20 protein-coding genes are annotated in these 21,678 nt (G+C 70.2%); 10 read left to right on the top strand and 10 right to left on the bottom strand.

What is annotated here, in order from left to right:
* Positions 1–19 precede the first annotated feature (19 nt).
* On the bottom strand, positions 20–1,747 hold the full coding sequence (locus ACLBWJ_RS12340) for a helicase-associated domain-containing protein (protein ID WP_447660417.1): 1,728 nt from the start codon (positions 1,745–1,747) through the stop codon (positions 20–22).
* A 1-nt stretch (position 1,748) separates the two neighbouring features.
* Positions 1,749–2,024 (bottom strand): multidrug ABC transporter ATPase, encoded by a 276-nt coding sequence (locus ACLBWJ_RS12335; RefSeq protein WP_274178641.1) that lies wholly within the window; start codon positions 2,022–2,024, stop codon positions 1,749–1,751.
* A 112-nt stretch (positions 2,025–2,136) separates the two neighbouring features.
* On the opposite strand from ACLBWJ_RS12335, the gene ACLBWJ_RS12330 reads away from it, so the two are divergent.
* Positions 2,137–2,520, top strand: coding sequence for a cold-shock protein (locus ACLBWJ_RS12330; protein WP_023954781.1), 384 nt, complete (start codon positions 2,137–2,139; stop codon positions 2,518–2,520).
* Complete coding sequence (locus ACLBWJ_RS12325) at positions 2,504–3,247, top strand: DUF3027 domain-containing protein (protein ID WP_447660416.1); 744 nt, start codon at positions 2,504–2,506, stop codon at positions 3,245–3,247. Before ACLBWJ_RS12330 ends, ACLBWJ_RS12325 begins: the two co-directional genes overlap by 17 nt.
* A gap of 73 nt (positions 3,248–3,320) precedes the next feature.
* On the opposite strand, the gene serC is transcribed toward ACLBWJ_RS12325, so the two are convergent.
* Entirely contained in the window at positions 3,321–4,433 is a 1,113-nt protein-coding gene (gene serC, locus ACLBWJ_RS12320; RefSeq protein ID WP_114588337.1) for a phosphoserine transaminase, read from the bottom strand.
* A 124-nt stretch (positions 4,434–4,557) separates the two neighbouring features.
* Between serC and ACLBWJ_RS12315 the strand changes: the two genes are divergently transcribed.
* From ACLBWJ_RS12315 to ACLBWJ_RS12305, 3 genes are all read left to right on the top strand, one after another.
* Positions 4,558–5,256, top strand: a complete 699-nt coding sequence (locus ACLBWJ_RS12315) for a metal-dependent transcriptional regulator (RefSeq protein WP_112617092.1) — start codon at positions 4,558–4,560, stop codon at positions 5,254–5,256.
* 242 nt (positions 5,257–5,498) lie between these two features.
* Positions 5,499–6,404 carry a M23 family metallopeptidase gene (locus tag ACLBWJ_RS12310; RefSeq protein WP_112617091.1) on the top strand — a complete coding sequence of 302 codons (906 nt, stop codon included), beginning with the start codon at positions 5,499–5,501 and terminating at the stop codon, positions 6,402–6,404.
* A 313-nt stretch (positions 6,405–6,717) separates the two neighbouring features.
* Positions 6,718–7,215 carry an HNH endonuclease gene (locus tag ACLBWJ_RS12305; RefSeq protein WP_114588335.1) on the top strand — a complete coding sequence of 166 codons (498 nt, stop codon included), beginning with the start codon at positions 6,718–6,720 and terminating at the stop codon, positions 7,213–7,215.
* A 16-nt stretch (positions 7,216–7,231) separates the two neighbouring features.
* On the opposite strand, the gene ACLBWJ_RS12300 is transcribed toward ACLBWJ_RS12305, so the two are convergent.
* A complete protein-coding gene (locus tag ACLBWJ_RS12300; RefSeq protein ID WP_323986037.1) occupies positions 7,232–7,876 on the bottom strand; it encodes a TetR/AcrR family transcriptional regulator in 645 nt (214 codons plus the stop codon).
* 76 nt (positions 7,877–7,952) lie between these two features.
* Between ACLBWJ_RS12300 and ACLBWJ_RS12295 the strand changes: the two genes are divergently transcribed.
* The 5 genes from ACLBWJ_RS12295 (at position 7,953) to ACLBWJ_RS12275 (ending at position 15,468) form a co-directional block, all read left to right on the top strand.
* Positions 7,953–8,876 (top strand): ABC transporter ATP-binding protein, encoded by a 924-nt coding sequence (locus ACLBWJ_RS12295; protein ID WP_447660415.1) that lies wholly within the window; start codon positions 7,953–7,955, stop codon positions 8,874–8,876.
* Position 8,877: 1 nt separating this feature from the next.
* On the top strand, positions 8,878–9,633 hold the full coding sequence (locus tag ACLBWJ_RS12290) for an ABC transporter permease (protein WP_447660414.1): 756 nt from the start codon (positions 8,878–8,880) through the stop codon (positions 9,631–9,633).
* Positions 9,634–9,816: 183 nt separating this feature from the next.
* Positions 9,817–10,518 carry a hypothetical protein gene (locus ACLBWJ_RS12285; protein WP_064954983.1) on the top strand — a complete coding sequence of 234 codons (702 nt, stop codon included), beginning with the start codon at positions 9,817–9,819 and terminating at the stop codon, positions 10,516–10,518.
* Position 10,519: 1 nt separating this feature from the next.
* A complete protein-coding gene (locus tag ACLBWJ_RS12280) occupies positions 10,520–12,061 on the top strand; it encodes a DNA polymerase Y family protein (protein WP_258524671.1) in 1,542 nt (513 codons plus the stop codon).
* Positions 12,061–15,468: an error-prone DNA polymerase gene (locus ACLBWJ_RS12275; protein ID WP_447660413.1), complete on the top strand. Its 3,408-nt coding sequence runs from the start codon at positions 12,061–12,063 to the stop codon at positions 15,466–15,468. The genes ACLBWJ_RS12280 and ACLBWJ_RS12275 overlap by 1 nt, the downstream gene beginning before the upstream one ends.
* Before the next feature lie 71 nt (positions 15,469–15,539).
* Here the strand turns inward: ACLBWJ_RS12275 and ACLBWJ_RS12270 are convergent, their stop codons facing one another.
* From ACLBWJ_RS12270 to ACLBWJ_RS12245, 6 genes are all read right to left on the bottom strand, one after another.
* A complete protein-coding gene (locus tag ACLBWJ_RS12270; RefSeq protein ID WP_447660412.1) occupies positions 15,540–16,913 on the bottom strand; it encodes an alpha-amylase family glycosyl hydrolase in 1,374 nt (457 codons plus the stop codon).
* Positions 16,914–16,975: 62 nt separating this feature from the next.
* Positions 16,976–18,271, bottom strand: a complete 1,296-nt coding sequence (locus ACLBWJ_RS12265; protein ID WP_447660411.1) for an MFS transporter — start codon at positions 18,269–18,271, stop codon at positions 16,976–16,978.
* The gene (locus ACLBWJ_RS12260) at positions 18,268–18,852 is read right to left on the bottom strand and encodes a helix-turn-helix domain-containing protein (protein ID WP_323986026.1); all 585 of its coding nucleotides are present in this window, start codon (positions 18,850–18,852) and stop codon (positions 18,268–18,270) included. The genes ACLBWJ_RS12265 and ACLBWJ_RS12260 overlap by 4 nt, the downstream gene beginning before the upstream one ends.
* Before the next feature lie 81 nt (positions 18,853–18,933).
* The gene (locus ACLBWJ_RS12255; RefSeq protein ID WP_447660410.1) at positions 18,934–19,677 is read right to left on the bottom strand and encodes an SDR family oxidoreductase; all 744 of its coding nucleotides are present in this window, start codon (positions 19,675–19,677) and stop codon (positions 18,934–18,936) included.
* A 134-nt stretch (positions 19,678–19,811) separates the two neighbouring features.
* Positions 19,812–20,501, bottom strand: coding sequence for a response regulator (locus ACLBWJ_RS12250; protein WP_447660409.1), 690 nt, complete (start codon positions 20,499–20,501; stop codon positions 19,812–19,814).
* Positions 20,498–21,667, bottom strand: a complete 1,170-nt coding sequence (locus tag ACLBWJ_RS12245) for a sensor histidine kinase (RefSeq protein ID WP_447660408.1) — start codon at positions 21,665–21,667, stop codon at positions 20,498–20,500. Before ACLBWJ_RS12245 ends, ACLBWJ_RS12250 begins: the two co-directional genes overlap by 4 nt.
* Positions 21,668–21,678: the final 11 nt, after the last annotated feature.

Genomic DNA, 21,678 nt, shown 5'->3' with positions numbered 1-21,678 from the left:
CGGAGGGTGCCTGCGATGCTCAGGTCAGCCGGGCGGAGACGATGCTCGACACCGGCAGAGTGCGTTCGACATCCGAGGCGCGGTCGCGTCCGCGCAGCCGGCCGCCGCCCAGCCCCGTCGCTTCGAGCACGAAGTCACGCGTCGCGCCGTCCGGCAGGCGCACGCTCACCTCGATCACCGCGCGTGCTTTGACCGCCTGCTCGAGCTCGCGGCCCAGCCACGCGGCATCCGCGTCGTCGGAGGAATGGGCTCGGCGCATGCGCTCGATGAGCGGCCGGAAACGGGCCTCGGAGGTGCCTGCCGGTGCGTCGTCCGCCGATGCGGCCAGTTTGGCGCGGTCGAGGATCCGTACCTCTCCGTTCTCGTCGACCGCGGCGACGGGGTAGCGAGCGTCGCTCAGCATCCAGAAGACAGCGTCGACCGAGCTGCGGCTGAGCAGCCGGTCGCCATCGCGCACGAGCCCGAGCGGTCGCAGCGCCTGATCGACGGCGAGCGTGTCGAGGGCGCCCTGGTCGGATGCCGTCACCTGCGTCCGACCGGTGGAGTCGGCGCCCACGCGCAGTCGGCCGTGGCGGCCGGCCGCCCGTTCGAGCTCGTATGCCAGCGGCTGCGGCAGGCCGGTCAGCGAGATCGCGGCGAGGAACTCGGCGAGGGATGCCGGATCCTCTCCGGCCGCGAGCGCTGCTCCGATCGATTCGGCGGAGAACCGGTAGGTCGACGCCTGCGCGCGCGACTCGCGCCGCGCCGCGCGGCGCAGCCGCGCATCGATCGCGGGCTCGAGCGGCCCGGGCGCGATCGCCGTGAGGTCGTTCTGGAGGAAGATGCGGTCGACCTCGCCGGGGAGGTGCTCCTGCAGCGTCGTCCGGTCGACGTCGCCTCCGTTCGCGAGCGCCGTCGCCCAGGCTGCCGGGCGCCCCGATGCGTCGATGATCGCCCACAGCCGCCACTGCGCCGTCAGGCGGTCGGCACGCGCGGACCACTGCGGGTCGAGCGGATAGGCGAGGTGCCACTGCGCCGGCGGCTGCCATCCGCCGTCCGTCGTCCGCAGCGCCGATGGGAGCGCGTCGCGCAGGCGGCCGGCGGTGTTGGCCCAGCGATCGGCGGAGCCACGGAGCAACCAGGCGGTTCCCTCGGTCGTCACCCGCCACTCGCGCTCGACCGGACCGAGGAGCCCGGCGTCGAGACCGATCCCGATCACGAGGTCGGCTGTCTCGGCATCCGCCACCGCTCCTGCTTCAATCAGGCGGCGGCGGTCGGCGGCACCCAGGGTTCCCGCACCGGTGCGTCCGAGGGGCGACGGTTGCGTCAGCGACAGGACATCGGCGAGTGACGAGAGCGCGGTGAAGGCGCGTTCGGCCAGCTGCGCATCATCCTCCGGCGAGCCCGTCGTGATGGAACGGCCCGCGGTCTCGGGGCGGGGGACATCGCGCCACGCCGTAGCGGCACCGGCGTAGGGCATCCCGCCAGGAGAGACGAGCCCGAGATGCAGCAGGGCGTCGCGTGCCGTACCGGGCGGAACCGCATCGCCGGAGGCGACCGCGTCGTCCATGGCCTCGACGAGCGGCCGGGAGAGAAGCGGAGCGGCCTTGGCCACCGCCGCGGGATCGAGCAGGGCCTCGGCGGCGTCGAAGAAATCGGCCCAGGCGACGTCGGGCGAGACGCGGCGTCGACGGAGCAGGTCCGTCAGGACGTCGTCGTCGACCGTGGCGAGCCAGCTCGCGAGGGCACGGGCGTCGACGGGAGACACGTCACCGGCCCTTGTTGGCCCGGCTCCGTCGGATGAAGGTCATGATCAGCACCGTCAGCAGCAGGGCGAACGCGACGGGCGGCGCGATCCACACGATGGCGCTCACCGTGGGCCACGCCCCGGTGCCGAAGTCTGACTGCTCCATGCCGGTCGCGGTGCCGATGATGATCGCGAAGAAACAGACGATCGCCAGAATCAGCAGCCCCAGCGACATGAACGCGAGGATGCGGTCGATACGGCGGACCGGAAGGTCGTCGCCCGTGCTGCGCGTGCTCATCCGCATCAGCGTAGCGGTTCGCAGTGGTGCCGTAGGCTGGTTACCGGGGCTGACACGGCCCCGGCATTCCGTTCTGCCCGCGAAACGCGGTCCGTGACAGCGAGGTACGCACATGCCCACCGGCAAGGTCAGGTTCTACGACGACGAGAAGGGGTTCGGCTTCATCTCCTCCGATGACGGCCAGGACGTCTTCCTGCACGCCACGGCACTCCCGGCGGGCACCGAGTCGCTCAAGCCCGGCACGCGCCTCGAGTTCGGTGTCGCTGATGGCAAGCGCGGTCTGCAGGCGCTGGCCGTCCGCGTGCTCGAGGCTCCCGTGAGCCTGAGCAAGCGCAACCGCAAGCCCGCGGACGACATGGCGATCATCGTCGAGGACCTCGTGAAGCTCCTCGACGGCATCGGCGCCGATCTCCGTCGCGGTCGCTACCCCAGCTCGGGTCACGGCAAGAAGATCGCCGCGGTGCTGCGCAAGGTCGCCGATGACCTCGACGCCTGAGCCCGCCGACACGTCGGCGACGGACGAGGTCGAAGTCATCGAGCCGGCGTCTGACGAGGCCGCAGCGCCCGAGGATGCCGTAGCGTCCGAGCCGGTCGCGGTCGACGAACGACTGCTCGCCGCTCACGATCTCGCCCTGGCTGCGCTCGCCGAGATCACGCCCCCGTCGACCGTCGGCGATCCCGTCGACTACGTCGTCGAGGCCGACGGCGTCGTATCTCTGCGCTTCGCCAACCGTCTGGCCGGCTACCCCGGGTGGCTGTGGACGGTCAGCGTCGCCGTGGTCGAAGACGCCGAGCCGACGGTGCTCGAGGTCGAGCTGCTCCCGGCCGTCGGAGCGCTGCTCGCTCCCGAGTGGGTTCCGTGGGCTGTGCGGCTCGCGGACTACCAGGCCGCTCAGGCCGCCGCGGACGAGGACGATGACGCGGACAGCGACGACGACGACGCGGACGATCTCGACGACGACGCGGCCGATCTCGATGATGACGCGGACGACCTCGACGACGACGCGGACGAGGACGACTTCGCGGACGGCAGCACGGCGGTCACCCACGCGGGCGACGTCGACGGGGTCGACATCGACGCGCTCGATTCCGGCGCTGCCGATGACGACGAAGACGACTCGGATGACGACGAGTTCGACGACGATGATGACGACTCGGACGAGGACGATGATTCGGACGAGGACGACGACTCCGACCATGACGAATCGCCCTGGGAGCGCTGACCGCTCGAACGGGAACGACGAAGGGATGCCGCGCGGTGCGGCATCCCTTCGTCGTCTCAGCGGCGTTACGCGCTCAGAGACGGTCGATCGTGTAGTCGATGCACTTGATCAGCTGGCGCACGTCGTCGGGCTCGATCGAGACGAACGTCGCGATGCGCAGCTGGTTGCGGCCCAGCTTGCGGTACGGCTCGGTATCGACGATGCCGTTGCCGCGCAGGCTCTTGGCGACGGCAGCGGCATCGACGGTGTCGTCGAAGTCGATCGTCACCACGACGGGGGAGCGGTCGGCGGGATCGGCGACGAACGGCGTCGCGTGCTCGGACGCTTCGGCCCAGTCGTACAGCGCCGAAGAGGACTCTGCGGTGCGGTCAGCCGCCCACTGCAGGCCGCCGTTGCTGTGGATCCACTCGAGCTGCTTGTCGAGCAGATAGAGCGTCGCGACGGCGGGCGTGTTCAGTGTCTGGTTGAGTCGCGAGTTGTCGAGCGCGTTCTTCAGGCTCAGGAACTCGGGGATGTAGCGGCCCGACGCGGCGACCCGCTCGATCCGCTCGATCGCGGCGGGGGAGACCGCGGCGAACCAGATGCCGCCATCCGAGCCGAGGTTCTTCTGCGGGGCGAAGTAGTAGACGTCGCACTGCGAGACCGAGAAGTCGATTCCGCCCGCCGCGCTCGTGGCATCGATGACGGTCAGCGCGCCTTCGTCGCCGACGACGCGGCGCACGGGGGCGGCGACACCGGTCGACGTCTCGTTGTGGGGCCAGGCGTACACGTCGACGCCCTCCACAGCCTCGGCCGAGATGCTCGAGCCGGGCTCGGCCTTGCGGATGTCGGGAGCCTGGAGCCAGGGCGCGGATGCGGCCGCGCCGAACTTGCCGCCGAACTCGCCGAAGACGAGGTTCTGGCTGCGGTTCTCGATGAGGCCGAATGCCGCGGCATCCCAGAACGCGGTCGATCCGCCGTTGCCGAGGATGATCTCGTATCCGTTGGGCAGCCGCAGCAGATCGGACAGGCCGGAGCGGACCTGGCCGACGAGGCTCTTCACCGGCGATTGGCGGTGCGACGTGCCGAGCAGGATCGAGCCGGGACCCGACAGGGCGGCGACCTGCTCGGGGCGGATCTTGGCGGGACCGCAGCCGAAGCGGCCGTCGCGGGGAAGGATGTCTCGGGGCAGGGTGACGTGCGCCATGAGCCGATTCTAGGGGCGGCGTCCGGGCCCGCCGTGCCATGAGCAGGAGGTAAGGGCAGCCTCGCATGTCCTCACCAGCGGATAGGCTGGGATCCTCCCGACCACGCGCACGACAAGGGCTGTGATGACCGATCTCATCGACACGACAGAGATGTATCTGCGTACCATCCTCGAACTCGAGGAAGAGGCGATCGTCCCCCTGCGTGCACGCATCTCCGAGCGCCTCGGGCACTCCGGCCCCACCGTCTCGCAGACGGTCGGCCGCATGGAGCGCGACGGACTCGTCGTCGTGTCGGAAGACCGCTCGCTCGAGCTGACCGACAGCGGCCGGCAGAAGGCGGTCGACGTCATGCGCAAGCACCGTCTCGCCGAGCGCCTGCTCAGTGATGTCATCGGACTCGACTGGGCCTATGTCCACGAAGAGGCCTGCCGCTGGGAGCACGTGATGAGCGAGCTCGTCGAGCGTCGCCTCATCGAGCTGCTCGGTCACCCCACGGAATCGCCCTACGGCAACCCGATCCCCGGTCTCGACCAGCTCGGGGATGTGCCTGCGCGCACCTTCGACGACGGTGTGGTGGGCCTCGTGCGTCTGCTGAACGAGACCGGCGGGCCGATCGAGGGCACCGTGCGACGGCTCGCCGAGCCGGCCCAGGTCGACCCCGAACTGCTGCAGCAGCTGCGGGCGGCGGGCGTCGTCCCCGGCCGTGAGGGCACGTTCCAGTTCTCGGAGGGGTACGTCCTCGTTCAGATGGACGGTGTCGACGAGGGGCTCGAGCTGCCCGTCGAGGTCGCGTCGCACATCTTCCTCACGCGTCGCGACTGAGTCCGCGAGCGTTTGGCCACCGGACCTGAGCGTCCGGTGGGGAAGGGAACGACAGCGTGACTTATTCGTTACCTTCCGGTAGCCTCGAGAAGTCTTCAGGCGAGAAGCCCGCCCGAGACCGCTGCATGGATTGCCTCTTCGGCTCGTCGTCCACGCGGTGACACCCGAATGTCGCGTGGACCTACACGCGCAGTGTCGACGAGCCAGCGCAGACCATCGCGCAGAGGCGCCGGAGGACTGATTTGGCTGAACACAACGATTCGTCGGTAGACGTACCCGAGGTCGACGCGACGAATCCCGAACGCTCTGGTCGCGCCCTGCGTGGCCGCCGCTTCCCGATGGCGAAGAAGCAGAAGCGGGACGTCGCGACCATCGAGAACCGCGCTTCCCGCCGGAGCCGTCGCCGGGTCCACCCCGTTCGCAGCACCTTCACCGTCGCTGCCGTGGTCGGCCTTGTCGCCACCGTCGCCATCCCGGCCTTCGCCGCCGTGCGCGGTACGTCGGCCGACGCGATGACGCTGCAGCAGGTCGCCGCCAACAACGCGCAGTCGATCGTCGTCGCGTCCGAGGTCGGACCCGCGTCTCTCGACCGCAGTGGCTTCACGGCGACCACGCCCGAAGAGATCAAGAAGAAGAAGGACGAGGAGGCCGCCGCCAAGGCAGCCGCCGAGGCCCTCGCGAACCGCATCTCCGCGAGCAGCTCGACCGCCTCGTCGTCGACGTCGTACAGCCAGTCGATCCCGCTCGTCGCGCCGGGTTCCGGTCTCGTGCGTCGTCCGCTGATGTCGTTCAACAACTTCGGCACCCCGTACGCCGGTCACCGCGGCACCGACTACATGGCCGACCGTGGCACGCCGATCTACTCGGTCGCCGACGGCACGGTCGTCGCCTCGAGCGAGAGCGGTCCGGGCTGGGGCGTGTACGTCAAGGTCGCGCACAACATCAACGGCACGAACGTCACGAGCCTCTACGCGCACATGGACTGGGGCACCCGCGCGGTGCAGGTCGGCGACACCGTCTCGGCGGGACAGCTGCTCGGCCAGGTCGGCGATACGGGCCGCGCGTTCGGAACGCACCTGCATCTCGAGATCGTGGTCGACGGCGCGTACATGAACGCCGAGTCGTGGCTCGTCGCGAACGCGGGCTGACGACACGCATCATCCGTTCATCTCCCGTCGACCTTCCTGGGTCGAGGGTGTATTACCCTGAACGCGACGCTCGCGCACGCCGAGGGGGAGCTGATGGGACCAGTACCGGGCATTCGAACCGTGAATGCGATCGGTCGCTACGTCCTGCGGCATCGTGTGCACCACTGCGGCCTCGGCCGTGAATCAAGGCGCTGTCTTCATGACAGCGCCTTTTTTCGTGCTCGCACCCTCGCGGGGCCTGCCCGCACGGCTCGCGCGACGTCGGTCATCGAACATCCGCTGAAGCCGTCAGGGCAGTTCGTGAGGACAGGAAATGCGCACTCTGGTACTGAACGCCGGGTATGAGCCACTCGCTGTGGTGTCGTTCCGTCGTGCCCTCCTCCTGGTGTTGAACGACAAGGCGACGATCGTCGAGCACGTCGTCCACGATCCCGTTCTCGGGATCGATGGAACGTACGAACGCCCGGCCGTGATCGTCCTGACCCGGTACGTCCGTATCCCGAATGCGCGCCGCGTGCCGGTGACGCGGCGTGGCGTGCTCCGCCGCGACGCGCACCGATGCGCCTATTGCGGGAAAGCGGCGTCGACGATCGACCACGTGATGCCGCGTTCGCGCGGGGGCAGCAACTCGTGGGAGAACCTCGTCGCCTGCTGCCTGCGGTGCAACAACCTCAAGAGCGACCACACTCCGCAGGAGATGGGGTGGGAGCTGCGATGGCTGCCGAAGCCCCCGCGTGGACCGCAGTGGGCCGTACGGGGCACGGAGCGATCCGACCCGCGCTGGGAGCCGTACCTGAGTCTCGCCGCCTGATCGCCGCGGTGCGCGCCTACCGCGCTCTCGGGCCGTAGGCGCGCAGGAATGCGCCGGCGCCATCGGTCATGATCTGTCGGACCCGCTCGGCGTCCGTCCGGCGGCGAGCGGGCTCGTTGAGAACCCGGAGCGTCGTGAGCGCGTGGAAATGCTCGGCGGCGAGTCCCGGGTCGTCGAGGTCGAGCAGACCCTCGGTCGCGAAGTGAGCGAAGCGCTCGGCGAGAACGTCGGCGTGCGCTCGGTCCAGCGGGTGGTCCTCGAGTTCGGGCAGGAGCGACTCGTTCTCCGAGATCAGCTTGACAGCGGCTGCGTAGTTCGTCGACGTGGCGAGGAACCCCCCGAGTTCGGCGGCGAACGCGATCACAGCCTGGTGCAATTCATCGCGGCCGTCGATCGCGATGGCGTCCGGCAGGTGCGTCTCGGACAGCTCGCGGAGGGTGTTCACGGCCGTCTCGCCCGCGCTCTCGACCACTCCGAGCAGCAGCCGCCGTTTATCGCCGTAGTAGTCGTAGACGGTGCGCTTGGAGACACCCGCGCGCGCCGAAACGGCATCCATACTCGAGCGCTCGACGCCCACCTCGACGAAGAGCTCTCGCGCCGCCGCGAGTATCGCGGAGCGCTTCTGCTCCTGGCCCTGCCTGACCGGCCTCGCATCGCTCATCGTCATCCTTTGCTCTTCCCGAACTCTACACCGACCAGTGCAGCAAAACTACACGGTACGGTGTAGTGTACCTGCCGTGCAGAAGACAACGCAGGCATCTCTCCAAGCTCACGATCTCGTCAAGCGCTATGGAACCGTCACCGCCGTGGACGGTCTGTCATTCCAGGTTCGGCCCGGGATCGTGACCGGCTTCCTCGGGCCGAACGGGGCGGGCAAGTCCACCACTCTCCGCATGTTCCTCGGCCTGGACAAGCCCACGAGCGGCGCCGCGACCGTGAACGGGCATCGTCTGCATGAGTTGCCCCATCCGATGCGGGTGATCGGCGCGATGCTCGATGCGCGTGCCGTTCATCCGCGGCGTACGGCCGTGGATCATCTCGCGTCCGTCGCGCGTGCCGGAGGCGTGCCACGGGGTCGAGTCGGGGAGGTTCTGGAGTTGGTGGGCCTGGCTGAAGCAGGGAGCCGGCCGGCCGGCGACTTCTCGCTCGGGATGAAGCAACGGCTGGGGATCGCCACGGCGTTGATCGGCGACCCCGGCATCGTCATCTTCGACGAACCTCTCAACGGGCTCGACCCGGAAGGCATCCGCTGGGCTCGATCCCTGATGCGCGAGCTCGCTGCGGAAGGCCGATTGGTGCTGTTCTCGAGCCATCTGATGGGTGAGATGCAACTGACGGCGGATCACCTCATCGTGATCAACCACGGTCGTCTGCTCGCCGACCAGTCTTTGGACGCATTCATCGCCTCGCGCACGAACGAGTACGTCCGCGTTCGGACTCCGAATGCCGATGTCCTGCGTGATGCGCTCCGGCGAGCCGGGCTTCCGGTTCGGGCGGACGCCGATCGCAACGACGTCCTCGTCGTCTCGGGGGCGACGACGGAGAGCGTCGGCCGCATCGCAGCCGCCTCCGGCGCCGAGGTGTTCGAGCTCACCCTCGTTCGGGACTCGCTCGAAGACGCGTTTCTCGCCATGACCACGATCGAGCAGAAGGCCGCCTGACATGAACCTCTTCGCTTCCGAATGGATCAAAGCCCGCAGTGTCCACAGCACCTGGATCCTCGCTGCCTCGGCAGTCGTCGTGACGGTGATGGTCAGCCTGCTGGGGGTGAGCGGGCTCGTGGCCGATTGGCAGGCCGCGCTCCCTTCCGATTTCGACCCCACCGGCATCAGCTTCAAGGGCATCCTGGTCGGTCAGATCCTCCTCGCGACCATCGGATCGCAGGCCATCACCAGTGAATACGGCTCGGGGCAGATCATCACGAGCCTCGCCATCGTGCCCCGGCGCGGGGCCCTCCTGGCTTCGAAGCTCGGAGTTTCGGCGCTTGTCGGCTTGGTCGTGGCAGTCGCGGCGGTGGCATGCAGCTTCGGTGCCACGCAGGCCGCGCTCGCTGCGGCCGGCCTGCCCGTGTCGGCACTCGATGACCCTGGAACTGCTCGGGCCATCGTCTGTGCGATCGTGTACCTCGTCCTCACGGCCGTCCTCGGCCTCGGATTCGGCATCATCACGCGAAGCTCTTCCGGTGCGCTCGCGATCATCGTGTCCGTCGCGCTTCTCGTGCCCGCTCTCGCCCCGGGGATGCCCGGGGTCATCGGTGAGTTCGCGGGTACCTACTGGCCCACGACGGCCGGCCAGGCCTCGTACGCTGTCGGGACGACGAGCGGGATGCCGCCGCTGGTGGGACTCGGGATCATGGCGATCTTCACGCTATGGACGACGCTCGCCGCTCTTCTCGTCCTCAGAACGCGTGACGTGTGACAGGACCTTCCGCATCCGGTAGTTCGTCAGCGGCCGACCGGTAGGGGCGCAGGGTCACGGGCGGGGTGTCGGAGGCGTTCACGCGATCCAATCTGCCAGGCGATGTCGGAAGTCGGTCGTATCTTCGATCTCGACATTGATGGTCTAGAACATATGTTCTACCCTTGCTGAGTGAGGTCGATCATGCGCAATCCTGCTGCCGCCGAGGACGTGCAGCGACTGCGCGCGCAGATGGAGCGGATGCAGGGGCGCCGCCTCGACGCTCCGGTGCTGCCGACCCATCCTGCCCTGGCCGGGCTGCTGCCCGGGCGGGGGCTGCGTCCCGGCGCGGCCTATTCGCTGGGCTCCTCGTCGTCGCTCCTGTTCGCCCTGCTCGCCCAGCCGTCGCAGACCGGGTCGTGGTGCGGTGTGGTCGGGATGCCGGGCTTCGGGGCCGAAGCGGCGGAGCACGCCGGGGTCGACCTGTCCCGCGTCGTGCTGATCCCGGATCCGGGAGCCCGGTGGCTCGCCGTCACCGCGACGATCGCCGACGTGCTTCCTATCGTCGCGGTGCGTCCGCCCGAACGGGCGAAAGACTCCGACATCGCCAAGCTCGCCGGCCGGCTGCGCGACCGTGGAACGGTGCTGCTCGTGCAGGGGCCGTGGCCGCAGACCGAGGCGATGCTCGATGTCACCGATCCGCGGTGGTCGGGGCTGGGCGACGGTGACGGCTACCTCAGCGACCGCGAGCTGACGGTCACCGTGTCGAGCCGGCGGTTCCCGGTTCCCCGATCGGCGCGGATGCTGCTGCCCGCGCCCGATGGCGCGATCTCGGCCGCTCCGCACGAGCGGGCTCTCGCGGGCGGCCCGGTCGTCGAGCCGATCCCGATGCGACGGGCGGTCTGACGTGGGGGAGCAGGAGGCGACGGCACCGGTACGCAGCCTCGTGGTGTGGGTGCCCGACTGGCCGGTCGTGGCGTTCGTGCGCGAAAGCGGCGGCGATCCGAACGCGCCGATCGCGGTCTTCGAGAAGGGCGTGGTCATCGCGTGTTCGGCGGCAGCGCGAGCCGACGGTGTCGCACGCGGGCAGCGTCGCCGCGACGCGCAGGCGCGCTGCCCCGCGCTGCAGGTGGCCGACGCGGATGCGGTGCGCGATCACCGGGAGTTCGCGCCGATCGTGGCGCGCCTCGAAGAGATGGCACCGGGAGTGCAGGTGCTCGAGGCAGGGCTCTGCGCGCTGCGCGTGCGCGGCCCCGCGCGTTTCTATGGCGGTGAGACCGAGGCCGCCGGCGCGCTGCTGGCCGCGGTCGCCGAGGGCGACCTCGACGTGCGGGCCGGTGTCGCCGACGGACCCTTCACGGCGCAGCAGGCCGCGCGGATGAGCACCCGCCCCGACCGGCCCATCCGGGTGGTCGAAGCCGGGCGCTCGGCGGAGTTCCTCGCACCGTTGACGATCGCGGTGCTCGACGACGACTCCGTCGACCTCTTCGCCCGGCTCGGCGTGCAGACCCTCGGCGACCTCGCCGCGATCGAGCCCGAACGACTGGTCGAACGCTTCGGCCCCCGCGGCGCGCGCTTGCACGGCCTCGCCTCCGGCGCCGATTCACGCCCGGTGGTCCCGCGCACTCCGCCGCCCGAGCTGCACCGCGAGGTCTCGTTCGAGCCTCCGCTCGACCTCGCCGACCAGGTCGCGTTCGGCATGAGGGTCGCGGCCGAGGAGTTCATCTCCGGACTCGGCGCGGTCGATCTCGTGTGCACCGAGCTGCGGGTCATCCTCACCGGCGACCGGGGCGAGACGAGCAACCGTGTCTGGCTCCACCCCGGCACCTTCGACGCCGCCGCCGTCGTCGACCGGGTGCGCTGGCAGCTGGCCGAGAGCGGCAAGCTCACCAGCGGTGTCGCTCGGGTCAAGATCGAGCCCGAAGCGGTGGATGCGGCATCCCATCACGCCGTGTCGCTGTTCGGCTCCGGTCCCGAGCAGCGGGTGCACCACGCCCTGTCGCGGGTGCAGGCGATGCTCGGCCACACGGGCGTCGTGACCCCGGTCGTGGGCGGTGGCCGCTGGCTCGCCGAGCGGCAGGTGCTCGTGCCGTGGGGTGACCGCCCGGTGACGAGCTCGCGCGAACGGCCCTGGCCGGGGAGCCTGCCCGATCCGCTGCCCGCGACGGTCTTCGAGCGGGCGCTGCCGCTGGCTGTCGTCGATCGGGAGGGCGACATGGTGGCCGTCGACGGGCGGGGCGAGCTGACGGCGATCCCGGCCGCCCTGGTGTCGTCGACCGGGTCGCGCGGCATCCGCTCGTGGGCGGGGCCGTGGCCGGTGATCGAGCGGGCGTGGGATGCCGCGCGAGCGCGCCATGCCCACCGCTTCCAGATGGTCGATGCCACCCAGACCGCGTGGCTGCTGGTGTGCGACGGCGGCGAATGGTCGGTCGAGGGGCGGTACGACTGATGGGCTTCAACAACCCCTCGGTGCCGTGGTCCGAGATGGAGCGGCTGCTCAGCGGTAACCGGGCGCCGAGCGCGCCGCCGGGTGCGGACGGTGGCGACAGCCCCGCGTGGTCGCGCAAGCGGGGCAAGTACTCCGCGCCGAGGATCGAGCGTCCCGAGGACGCGGTGCCGTACGCCGAGCTGCACGCGCACACGTCGTACTCGTTCCTCGACGGGGCCTCATCGCCCGAAGAGCTGGCCGAAGAGGCCGAACGGCTGGGGTTGCACGCTCTCGCCGTCACCGACCATGACGGGTTCTACGGCATCGTCCGTTTCGCCGAGGCCGCCGAGCAGCTCGCCGTGAAGACCGTGTTCGGGGCGGAGCTGTCGCTCGATCTGCCGCAGCGCGTCGGCGCCGCGCGCAACGAGGCCGACCCGCCGGGCGAGCATCTGCTCATCCTCGCCCGCGGCGAAGAGGGGTACCACCGGCTGGCGCGGGCGCTCACGCAGGGCCAGCTCGCGGGAGCGGAGAAGGGCAAGCCCCGGTACCGGCTCGACGATCTGGCCGACATCGCCGGAGGCGAATGGAGCATCCTCACCGGATGCCGCAAGGGCGCTGTGCGCCGGGCGCTCATCGAGCGCGGACCGGATGCTGCCGCCGCCGAGCTCGACGCCCTGGTCGACCGGTTCGGGCGCGACGCCGTCGAGGTCGAGCTGATGGATCACGGTGAGCCGCTGGACTCGCGGCACAACGACATCCTCGCCGGCCTCGCGCGTGAGCGCGGCCTGCCGATCCTCGCGACGAACAACGTGCACTACGCCGTACCCGATCGCGCCCACCTCGCTGCCGCGATCGCGGCGGTCCGGGCCAACCGCGGTCTCGACGAGCTCGACGGGTGGCTACCGTCCCACGCCGGGGCGCACCTGCGGTCGGGAGCCGAGATGACGCGGCGCTTCCGCCGGTTCCCCGGAGCCGTGGCGCGCACCGTCGAGCTTGCCGACGAGCTCGCTTTCCCGCTGCGCCGGGCCAAGCCCGCCCTGCCGAAGCTTCCCGTTCCCGAGGGGCACACGCCGATGTCGTGGTTGCGGCACCTCGTGTGGGAGGCCGTGCCGCGCAAGTACCCGAACCTTCCGGCCGAAGACCGCGACCGCATCGAGCGAGAGCTCGCGGTCATCGAGCAGAAGGACTTTCCGGGCTACTTCCTCATCGTCCACGGCATCGTGCAAGAGGCGCGGCGTCGCGGCATCCTGTGCCAGGGGCGGGGATCGGCGGCCAACAGTGCCGTCTGCTACCTGCTCGACATCACCGCGATCGACTCCATCTACTACCGGCTGCCGTTCGAGCGCTTCCTCTCGGCCCTCCGCGAGGAGGAACCCGACATCGACGTCGACTTCGACTCCGACCGGCGCGAGGAGATCATCCAGTGGGTCTACGCCACCTACGGGCGCGAGCGGGCGGCGCAGGTGGCGAACGTCATCCAGTACCGGCCCAAGAACGCCGTGCGCGACATGGCGAAGGCGCTCGGGCACTCCCCGGGACAGCAGGACGCCTGGTCGAAGCAGGTCGAACGCTGGGGGGCCACGCTCGACACCGGTCCCGACCACGACATCCCCGAGCGGGTGCTCAGCTACGCCGCCGAGCTGCTGAAGGCACCCCGGCACCTGGGCATCCACTCGGGCGGCATGGTGCTGACCGATCGTCCCGTCGGCGAGGTCGTGCCGATCGAGCACGCCCGGATGCAGGACCGCACCGTCATCCAGTGGGACAAAGACGACGCCGCCTGGATGGGCCTGGTGAAGTTCGACCTGCTGGGCCTCGGGATGCTCGCCGCGCTGCAGTACTGCTTCGACCTCATCGAGGGAGCGACGGGGGAGAGGTTCGAGCTCTCGACGCTGCCGAAGGAAGAGGCCGCCGTCTACGACATGCTGTGCCGGGCCGACTCGATCGGGGTGTTCCAGGTCGAGTCCCGCGCGCAGATGGGACTGCTGCCGCGCCTGCAGCCGCGACGGTTCTATGACCTCGTCATCGAGATCGCGCTCATCCGGCCGGGGCCCATCCAGGGCGGTGCCGTGCACCCGTACGTGCGCCGCAAGCTCGGATACGAGAAAACGACGTATCCGCACGAGAAGCTCAAGCCCGTGCTCGAACGCACGCTCGGGGTGCCGGTCTTCCAGGAGCAGCTCATGCAGATGGGCATGGTCATCGGCGGACTCTCGGGCGAGGATGCCGACCTGCTGCGTCGTGCGATGGGCTCCAAGCGCGGCATCGAGCGCATCGACTCGCTCAAGCAGAAGCTCTACGAGGGCATGGCCGAGAACGGCCTGGTGGGGGATGCCGCCGACGACATCTACGCGAAGATCCAGGCGTTCGCGAACTTCGGCTTCGCCGAGAGCCATTCGCTGTCGTTCGGGCTGCTCGTCTACGCCAGCTCGTGGATCAAGCTGCACTACCCGGCGGCGTTCCTCGCGGGGCTGCTGCGGGCTCAGCCGATGGGCTTCTACTCGCCGGCGACACTGGCGGCCGACGCCCGCCGTCACGGAGTCGAGGTGCGGCGCCCCGACCTGCAGCTCTCGGGAGCCGAGGCCGTGCTCGAATCCGTGTCGGGTGAGGCGGAGCAGTTGGGGCCGACGGGGCAGGAGAGCTGCCTCGGCGAGCAGCCTCCCGTGCCGGTCTTCGACATCAACGCCCCCGACGAGTCGGCGGCGCATCGCCGCGACGGTGCATTCGCGGTGCGGCTCGGGCTCGCCGCCGTCACCGGCATCGGCAAGAGGTTCGCCGAGCGGATCGTCACCGAGCGCGAGGCATCCGGCCCCTATCGCGACATGCGCGACCTGGTGCGCCGCACCGGTGCCGACACGACGCAGCTCGAAGCGCTCGCCACCGCGGGAGCGCTGGAGTGCTTCGGACACACCCGTCGTGAGGCGATCTGGCTGGCGGGATCGGCCGCGCAGGACCGCATCGAGTACCTGCCCGATTCGCTCATCGCCGTGCAGCCGCCGTTGTTCACCGACCAGTCGAGTTACGACGTGCTGGCCTCCGACCTGTGGGCCACGGGCATCTCACCCGATGACCATCCGATGACCCACTACCGTTCCCAGCTCGACGCGCGCGGCGTGCTCACCGCGAACGATCTGCGACAGCACGAGTCGGGGCGCCGTGTCGAGATCGCCGGGCTCGTCACCCACCGGCAGCGCCCGGCGACGGCATCCGGCATCACGTTCCTCAACCTCGAGGACGAGCACGGGCTGATGAACGTCATCTGCTCGACGGGCATGTGGCACCGCTACCGGCGGGTGGTGCGCGACAGCCCGGCGCTCATCGTCCGCGGCATCCTCGAACGGTCGAACGAGGGGGTCGTGAACATCCTCGCCGACGCCTTCGAAGACCTGCGAGTGGGGGTGAGGCACCAGTCACGAGACTTCCGCTGACGACCCGATGCGAGCCGACGCGAATTGTCGTCACGCGTGGGGGAGAACCGCCATCTGGGTCGGGTCGCGGGTCAGGCGGGGGTAGCCGATAGCACTGCCCAGCCGCGCGGGGGAAGGGATGCCTCGCCGGCGTGCCTGTCGATGTCGTCGGCCAGCGATCCGGCGAGCACCCGCGTCGCATCGGCCACCGGCACGGACACCGGCGCGTCGCCGACGTTGAGCGCTGTGACGACGGCATCCGTTCCGGTCGCGGTCCGCAGCACCATCGCGGTGTTGTCGATGTGGATGACGTCGGTGTGGGCGCGATGCAACCAGGGATGCTGCCGGCGCACGGCGATGAGCTGCTGATGGGTGCGGAGGATGTGCTGCGCGGTCTCGGGCAGCGACTCGGGGGCGGGCGGCGCATCGGGGAACTCGGGGCGCACCGCGTCGTCGCCGCCGAGTCGTTCCTCCTTCACCGCCTCGTAGCCGTACTCGTCGCCCGCATACACCGACGGCACCCCCGCCACGGTGAACAGCACCGCCAGCGCGTGCGGCACCAGGTCGGGGCCGATCGCCGAGGCGATCCGCGTGACGTCGTGGTTGCCGACGAAGGTCTGCGGAGCGAAGACCGATAGGAGCTCGTTGTTCCGCTCGATCGCGTGCTTCAGCTCGAAGAGGTTGCGGTCGGCGATGCCGTGCCAGATGCCCTGCCACAGCTCGTATTGCGTCAGCGAGTCGATCGTCGACTCCTCGACGATGCGGGCGGCGTCGCCGTGGATGACCTCGCCGAGGAACCATGCCTCGGGGTACTCGGCGCGAACCCGCGGCAGCACTCTCGCCCAGAAGGCGGACGGCACAGCGTAGGCAGCATCCAGGCGCCAGCCGTCGATGCCGCGGCCCAGCCAGTGGGTCATCACCTCGACGACGAGATCCGCGACGGCGGGGGAGTCGTGGTTCAGCGTGACCAGGGCGTCGTGCCCCTCGAAGACGTCGGCGTCGACCGGCTCGCCGGGCTGCCAGCCGTCCCACCGCACGCGGAAGAGGTCGGCGGTGTCGGCTTCCGGGCCCCGTTCCTCGAGAGCTTCGAATGCCGGATGCTCGCGCCCCACATGGTTGAAGACACCGTCGAACAGCACGCGGATGCCGCGGTCGTGGGCGGCCGCGATCAGACGATCGATGTCGCCGTCATCACCGAGCCGGGCATCGATGCGGAAGTAGTCGACGGTGTCGTATCCGTGCGTGCTCGAGGGGAAGACCGGGCCGAGGAGCAGGCCGTTGAGGCCGAGCTCGACGACGTGATCGAGCCAGGCCTCGATGCGGTTCAGTCGGTGCTCGACGGGCTGGTCTGCGGCGCCGGCATCCGACTGGCCGTCGTCGTCGGCGCCGTCCGGCCGGATCGGTGCTCCCGTGAACCCCAGCGGGTACACGTGCCACAACATGACGGTCTCGGCCCAGTTGCTCATCCCGGCAGTCAACACGAGCGGATGCCGGATAGGGAACGACGTGCGAGACGTGGCGCAGGGGCCTAGAGTGCCGCCTGTTCGTTCGGTCGCCGTTCCATCAGCCGCCAGGCTCCGCCCGTGAGGGGTGCCGTCGTGACCACGGTGTAGACGATCGCGACGATGCCGAACGATGCGAAGAGACCGAGGCCATCGGCGGCGATGCCGCCGAGCAGCGCGCCGAGCGGGACCCCTGCCCACGTGCCGGCGTTGAGCAGGCCGAAGACGCGACCGCGCATGGGCGCCGGGACGCGCTCGAGCTGCACCGCGCCGAGGATCGGGTTCAACGCGCCGGCCGCGAGCCCCGAGACGCCGGCGGCAGCGACGAGCACCGGGAACGGCGCGCCGAGGGCGAACACCGCGCTGGACGGGCCGCCGGCGACGAGGAAGCACAGCGCGAAGGTCACGCGCCGCGGCATCCGGTGCGCGATGAAGCCGAACGCGATGTTGCCCATGAGCGCGCACCCGCCCATGACAGCGACGATGACGGCGAGGGCTCCGGCGCCGCCGAGCTCGGCGTTCGCGTAGAGAGGCATCAGCGAGGCGCTGCGGGCCGCATCGAGCAGGTTGGTGATGAGCACCATGCCGACGATGAGCCGCATGAGCGGATCACGCACGACGAACCGGAACCCGTCGCGCAGCTCGCGCCAGTACGAGCGCCGGGCTGCGGCATCCGTGTCGCCGACGGCGGTCATTCGCACTGTCGTCGCGGGGACCATCAGGCGGGTGATCGCAGCCGAGATGAGAAACGCGGCAGCGTTCGTGACGAGCGCTGCCATTGGTCCGAGGAGAGCGACGAGCGCGCCGGCGACGGACGCGCCGATGAGCTTGGAGAGGCGCTCCGAGCCGTCGAGGAGTCCGACGCTCCGCTCGAGCCTGACGTGCGCCGCCTCCGTGAGCTCGGGCAGCATCACGCGGCGGGCGATCTGGCCGGGAGCGTCGAGCACGCCGCTCGTGAAGACGAGTGCCAGCAGAGCCCAGAAGGGCAGGCCCACCGTGAGCGCGAGCGCGGGGATCGCGAGAACCGTCACACCGCTGACGATGTCGGCGACGATCGCGGTGCGACGGCCGCCGATGCGGTCGATGACCACCCCGCCGAACACGCCTCCCACGATGACGGGCGCGGTCGCGGCGAACGCGGCCAGCCCGATCTCGACGCCCGAGCCGCCCGTGGCCAGGACGTAGAAGGGGATGGCGAAGGCCGTGATGACGTTACCCGTCTGCGAGATCGCGTGCGCCGACAGCAGGGCGTAGAGGGCGCGGGATGCTGCGCGCCGGTGCGTCGCATCGGCCGAACGGACAGGGGAGTCGGTCGTGGTCATGGCCGGCGGTAGGCCTGGTAGACGAGGGCGACCGGTGCGGTGGTCTCGTCTGCGTCGTCGTGTCGCGCGCTCGCTTCCTGCCACCGGTGCATCAGCGATTCGAGCTCGGAGCGCATCGCGGTCAGCTCGTCGAGCGTGAGGCGCATCGTGCGGTCGCCGGTCGCCCCGGCGGCCACCCACTCGGCCGGGAGGGTCGGCATCGCGTCGACGTACTCGCTGTAGCGGGCGGCGTAGATCTGCGCGATCGACTTCTCCAGCGCCGATGAGGCAGCCCGTTGGGCCGGGTCATCGAGGTGTTCCGCCGGTTCCCACGTCGTCTCGGCAGCGGCGGCCTGCCACCAGCGCTCGCGCTGATCGGCGCTGCGCGGCTCGGCGGGCTCGATGAGATCGATCGAGGCGAGTTTGCTCAGGTGGTAGCTGATCGTGCCCGGCGCTTCGTCGACGATTTCGCCGAGCTGAGCCGCCGTCTGCGGGCCGTTCTCGCGCAGGATGCCGAGGAGCCGCAGCCGGGTCGGGTGCGCCAGCACGCGCATGGCGGCAGCGGTTTCGAGTCGAGAAGCGGAGCTGTCGGCGGAGGTCATACCCGCTACGCTAGATGCGCAAGAACCATTGCGCAACAGTTCTTGTGCTTTATGAGTTCCCCCGCCTCGGCGGCGCGCCTCTCAGGTCTGGCTCGCGAGCCACTCCGCGAATGTGACGGTGCCGCGTTCGGCGTGCGCGTGCCCGCGCAGGCGCCCCGACGAGATCGCGCGACCGAACGATCCCGGCAGGCGCATCTCGACCGTGGTGCGGCGGATGCCGCGGGCATCGAGCAGCGCTCGCACCATGTCGATGAGCAGCTCGTCGCGAGGCCCGGTCAGGTCGCGCGCGCGGCCCACCGGCTCGCCCTCCGCGAGCGTGACGAGGTGCTCGGCGACCTCCTCTGCCGCGACGGGGCGTACCCGGGCGGCCGGTACGACCGTGATCGGGCCCATCTTGCCGCGGACGAGCGTCTGCTCGGCGAACTCGTGGAACTGCGCAGCGCGGAGCAGCGTGTGGGGGAGCGCCCCGCGCTGCACCGCCCGCTCGTGCGCGAGTTTGCCGCCGTAGTACGCGGCATCCACCCCGTCGATTCCGACGATCGAGAGCGCGACGAGGTGTCTCACGCCTGCGGCCGTTCCCGCCTGCTGCAGGTTGGCCGACACACTCTCGAAGAACCGGCGCGAGCGATGCCGCGAGAGCGTCTGGATGCCGCTGACGTCGACGATCGTGTCGACACCGTCCAGCACCGAAGGCGGGAGCGAGGCATGCTCGAGGTCCTGACCCTTGCTGCGCGCGAGCGCGACGACGTCGTGTCCGCGTTCGGTGGCGATGCTGTGGACGAGCTTGCCGACGGTGCCGGTGCTGCCGGCGATCGCGATCCTCACGAGGTCAGTATGCATCGGCTCACGCGGTTCACTTGGCAGCTGTGGCCCCCACCCCCGACCCGAGGGGGCGCGAAGTGCCAGACGAAGCGCCAGCCCGGGCGAGCCACGCCGCCGCAGCCGTGCCGCAAACAGGCTCAGCGGTCGACGCTGACCACTCCGAGCTCGTAGGCGAGGATCACAGCCTGTACGCGGTTCGCGAGGTCGAGCTTCACCAGGATGCGGCCGAAGTGCGCCTTCACGGTCGATTCGCTCAGGTGCAGCGCCGCAGCGATCTCGGCGTTGGTCAGCCCCTGCCCGACGTGGCGGAACACGTCGCGCTCGCGCGGCGACAGCGCCGAGAGTGCCTCGGGGGATGCCGGCCGGCCGGTGCCCGAGAGATGCGGCATCGCCGCATCGATCAGCTTCGCGGTGATCCGGGGCGACACGACGGCATCACCCGCCGTCACGGCCCGCACCGCGGCGACGAGCTCGTCGGGGCGGGTGTTCTTCAGCAGGAAGCCGGCCGCGCCCGCCCGCAGCGCGCCGAACGCGAACTCGTCGAGGTCGTACGTCGTCAGCACGATGATCCGCGTCTCGGGCAGAGCCGCGGTCAGCCGGCGGGTGGCCTCGATGCCATCGAGTCCCGGCATCCGGACGTCCATGAGCACGACGTCGGGACGCAGCCGCTGCGCTGCCTGCACGGCTTCGGCGCCATCGGATGCCTCACCCACCACGACCAGGTCGGGCTGAGCCTCGAGCACGAGGCGCAAGCCGTACCGGATCAGTTCCTGATCGTCGACGAGCAGCACCGCCGTACGGGCCTCGGGCGCGGCGGGCTGCGTCATCGTTCCTCCGTCGAGAGGCGGACGAGAACCCGCCAGCCGCCGCCGGCGACCGGTCCCGCCTCCACCGAGCCATCGTAGAAGGCGGCCCGTTCCCGGATACCGACGAGCCCGCGCCCCGGAGAGGTGGGCGTGGCTGCCGGCGCCGACACGTCCTTCACCAGGATCGTCACCTCGGAGCGCTCGAACACCAGCCGCACGAGCACGTCGCGCACGTCACGTCCGTGCCGCAGGACGTTCGTCAGCGCCTCCTGCACGATGCGGTAGATCGTCAGGCTCACGGCCGCGCCCTCGGTCACGGTTCCGGTCTGCTCCAGGCGCACCGGGATGCCGGCCGACCGGAACTCCTCGACGAGCGCCGGGATTTGCTCCACCCGGGGTGCCTCCGTCGCCAGCGGCGCATCGCGCTCGCCGCGCACCGCGGTCAGCAGCCGCCGCACCTCGCCGAGGGTCCGCCGCCCGGTCTCGCTCACCCGACCGATGGCGCGGTGCGCTTCGTCGGGCCGCTGATCGACCGAGGCCTGCGCGCCGTCGGCGAGCGCGACCATCACCGCGAGGCTGTGCGCGATGACGTCGTGCATCTCGCGGGCGATACGTTCGCGCTCGGCCGCGGCCGCGATGCTCGCCTCCTGATCGCGCTCGCGCCGCAGGTGCTCCGCCCGCTCGGCGAGCGCTGCGGCCTGCCGCCGGCCGTGCCCCGCGTTGATGCCGAGCAGGGTCGCGATGAGGCTCGCGGCGATCACGACGACGGCGATGCTCGCCCAGTCGGTCGCCCAGGCGGCGGCATCCTCCCGGGGTGCCAGGCCGAGGAGCGGCGGACCGACGCGCACCCGCACCGCGAGTGCCAGTGAAGCCGCGAGCGCTCCCGCGGTCGCCCACCCGAACCAGAGCCACGCGCGGCGTGCCTCGTCGAGACCGGCGCGGTAGAGCGCGACCACCACGAGGAGGGCTTCGGCCCCCGTACCGACGGCGAAGGAGACGAGCATCAGGGCGACGGCGACTCCGAAACCGATTGCCGGATGCCGCCGTGAGGCCACGACATCCGCCACCCCGGCAAGCGCCAGCAGCAGCATCGGCCACAGGGGAGTGGCGATCGTCGATTCGACGGACAGATACCCAAGGAACACCGCGACGATCAGGTAGGAGACGAGGATGACGGCATCAGCCACGTCCCGTCGCC

Source organism: Microbacterium sp. M4A5_1d (assembly GCF_053345465.1).
This window is presented reverse-complemented; position numbering and strand designations above follow the sequence as displayed.